General features: G+C 71.0%; 3 protein-coding genes. 2 read left to right on the top strand and 1 reads right to left on the bottom strand.

The genetic code is table 11. The annotated features are described in order from the left end of the window. The coding region (locus ACWELQ_RS41470) for an FAD-dependent oxidoreductase (protein WP_452402462.1) at positions 1-249 on the top strand (249 nt) is incomplete at its 5' end. 22 nt (positions 250-271) lie between these two features. On the opposite strand, the gene ACWELQ_RS41465 is transcribed toward ACWELQ_RS41470, so the two are convergent. Continuing rightward, on the bottom strand, positions 272-2,383 hold the full coding sequence (locus ACWELQ_RS41465; protein WP_452402461.1) for a DUF6351 family protein: 2,112 nt from the start codon (positions 2,381-2,383) through the stop codon (positions 272-274). A gap of 155 nt (positions 2,384-2,538) precedes the next feature. Between ACWELQ_RS41465 and ACWELQ_RS41460 the strand changes: the two genes are divergently transcribed. Further along, the coding region (locus ACWELQ_RS41460; protein WP_452402460.1) for a LysR family transcriptional regulator at positions 2,539-3,425 on the top strand (887 nt) is incomplete at its 3' end.

Here is a 3,425-nt window from a genome sequence, read left to right as displayed (position 1 = left end):
GTCACGCTGCTCGGCGACGCCATCCACGCCATGAGCCCGGCTGTGGGCGTGGGCGCCAACACCGCGCTGCGCGACGCGGCCCTGCTCGCGACACAGCTGGGTAAGGCCGCCCGCGGCGCCGAGATCGTCGCGGCGCTGCGGGACTACGAAACCGCCATGATCGACTACGGATTCCAGGCGGTACGCACCTCCGCGGAGTTCGGCCGCCGGCGCATGGGGCAAGCCCCGCTGCCGGCGGACGCCGCGTAATCACCCGGCGATCGGGGACCGCCTACCGATCGCCGTAGTCGATCCAGGTGCCGGGCGACCGGTCCTGTCCGACTCCCGGCCGGGTGTAGTCGCACACTCCGGCCGGGAACACCTGACGCAACCGATCCTGTTCGGCGGCGGTGAAAGCGACCGGATAGGAGGTGAAGTCGAGCGGGCGCAGCGCGCATTTCAGGATGTTCTCCCGGCCTGGTTCGCCCGCTTGCCGCCGCGGATCGGTTCCGGCCGGGAAGGCGCTCGCGCACGTCCCCGGATCGGAGAGCGATTGCCGGACGATGTCTGTGGGCGAGAGGAAGCAGCCGTCGGTCAGGTCGGCGGGCTTGTCCGCGATCACCTTGTCCCGCAGGCTCTTTCCTGAATGATCCGCGTCGAGCGCGGTCAGCCATCGATCCATCGCGGCGAGTTCGTACGCGCCTGCGGCGGCGGAGTCGGCGGGGGTGTTGCGGTTCTCGAGGATCACCTGATTGGCGGAAGAGCCGTTCGCGTGGAGCAGGCGGTCGCGCAGGACGAAACCCCACCCGGTGGTGTGCACATCCCACAGCGGCCCAGCGGTATTCATGTCGACACGTTGATCGATGATCGGCGTGGTCGCCAGGCCCAGGCCCGCCCCGAGCAGGATGTCGTCGTGATACGCGGCGCGCAGCGCGTCCGGGTCGGCGTCGGTCCGTTCCGGCACCGGCGTCCCGGCGGGATCGTAGCCGCCGATGGCGGCATTGAGCGCGACGAACTGGTCCGCGCTGATGATCCCGTCCCGCAGGGCCTCGAGCCCGTACTGGACGCCGACATTGTCCAGGGTGCCGCGCACGAAGCCGGTCGCCGAGTCGCGGCCGAATTGGTTGGCGTAGGACTCCATTCCGGCGCACTTCACCCCGCCGGGATTGGCCTCCGCGTTCCAGATGTCGGCGGCCGGGATCGGCGCATCACGGCTCAGCAGCGGCTTGTCGCAGCTCCCGGCGGCGGTGAGGCGGTCGGCGAAGAAGTGGTCCCAGGACACGCAACTGTCGGCATCCAGGAAGCCCGTCACCGCTCGCCGCTGTTCGGCGGTGAACGCGCCGCCGGGTCCGGCGAAGAAGCGATCGAGCAGGCGGCAGTCGCCGACCACCTTCATGGTGGTCGGCACGTCCGGGAATCCGTAGCCGGGGATGATGCCGTCGAGGATGCCGGGATAGGCGTCGGCGAGGTCGTACTGCTGGATGCCGCCGCCGGAGCCGCCCCAGCCGATGGTGTGCGCCACGGGGCCGTAGGTGTCGATGACATGCTCCTTGACCATCATCGCCGCCTCCGCCGAAATGACGGTGCCGCAATTGTTGTCGAGCACATTGAGAGTGGAGGAGGCCACCGCGTAGCCCTGCGACAGGAACTGGTCGTCGAGGACGCCGCCGGTGCTGCCGGCCTGCTGGTGGCCGCCGTTGCACCCGCCGCCGAAGGTATAGATCAAGCGGCCGTTCCAGCTCGAATCCCGCTGTAGCGGTGAGGGATCGGTGCCGTCGGACAGGGCCGCGATCTGGTAGACGGCCCGGTCTATCGTGCCGGTCTCCACCCGCACGATGTAGGGCACGGTGTGCCCGTCGACGGTCGCGGTGGCGAGGTCCGCGGGCCGGGCGGCCGGGTCGGGCAGCGGTGCGAGCACGCCCGCGGTCGTGCGATACCGGTAGCCGACCGTCGAAGGCGCTTCACACAGCGGCGGGACGGCCGGGGCCAGGCCGAATGACGTTGTCTCGCAATAGAAGGGAAGCTGCCGGGGTCCGGAGAACACGGGGCCGGAGGCGGGATGGTCGGTCACGGTCAGCGTGGTGGATCGGCCGCCGGCGGTGGCGGTGATCCGGTTGAGGCCCGGGCGCAGGCCGGTCACGAGGGCGAGGGTGGTGCCGTCGGGCTGCCGGGCGAGCGTCGCGGCGCCCGCACCGTCGGCTTGCACGCGCACCGGATCGTCGCCGGACACCCGCAGCAGCACTCGCTCGCCGCTGACCAGTTCGGGATGCGGGTTCGACACGGCGACGACGAGCGGGCCGGTGGGACCCTCACGCTGGACGGCGACGAACACCGTCACCCCCAGCAGCACCGCGCACAGCGCGAGCGCACCGACCAGCAGTCGGTGCCTTCGAAGGACGAGCATGGGCGAATTCCTCTGCGGCCGTAGTTATCAGTCGATGCCATATTCGGCAGGCGGCCGCGCGCCGGTCCAATGAATGTTCTGCACAGCGTGTTCCGCTTCGGACATCGTTCGAGCTCACCGCCGTCGAACCGGCCGGGAGCCACTACATTCGAGGCATGACGCCGCCGCCCGTGCCGCCCACGGACCTCGATCTGCGGCTCGTGCGGTGCTTCACGACGGTGGCCGAACACGGGCACTTCGGCCGGGCGGCCGAGGTCATGCACCTGACCCAGCCCGCGCTCAGTCGCCAGATCGCCCGCCTGGAACGGCAGTTGGGGGTGCGGCTGCTGGACCGCACCCCGCAGGGCGCGCGACCGACCGCGGCCGGTGCGGTGTTCCTGCCGCTCGCCCAGGCTCTCCTGCACGATGGTGACGCCGCCGTGGCGCGGACGCGGGCCGCGGCCGCGCCCAGCCGCCTCACCCTCGGGTTCACCTCCGGGTTGATCATCACCGCGGCCGTGCGCGCGCTGCGCGACGAGTACCCCGACTGCGATGTGCGCACCGTGCATCTGGACTCGGCCGAGCCGCGTGCCGCGCTGCTCGAGGGACGGGTGGATGCTGTCGTGGCCCGGATGCCCTTCCCCACGGACCGGCTGCGGGTGATCGCCCTCTACGACGAACCCCGGGTGCTGGTCGTTCCCGGAGACCATCGCCTGGCGCACCGGGAATCGGTGGCGATCGAGGACTTCGCCGACGAACCGCTGGTGCGGGTGCGCGGGTCCGATCCGGTGTGGAGTGCGTTCTGGCGCTTGGATCCCCGGCCCGACGGCCGTCGCGCACCCGAGGGCCCCGAGGTCGACGACCTGGAGGAGAGATTCGAGTCGGTGGCCGCCGGGCGGGGGATCACCATCGCCGCGACGGCGCGGCCGATGCCCCTGCGCCCCGATCTCGTGGCGATCCCCCTGCGGGGTGTCGAACCCAGCCACGTGGTGCTCGCGACGCGCGGCGACGACCGGACCCGGCTGCTCGCGGCGTTCGAACAGTGCGCCCGGACGTATCTGAC

The organism is Nocardia sp. NPDC004722 (genome assembly GCF_053601505.1).
Note: the sequence above shows the minus strand (reverse complement) of the source record. Positions and strands in the feature narration are given on the sequence as shown.

Bases quoted from the DNA above. Each gene is read 5' to 3' on its own strand.
- ACWELQ_RS41465 (WP_452402461.1), bottom strand. From the start codon at position 2,383: ATGCTCGTCCTTCGAAGGCACCGACTGCTGGTCGGTGCGCTCGCGCTG.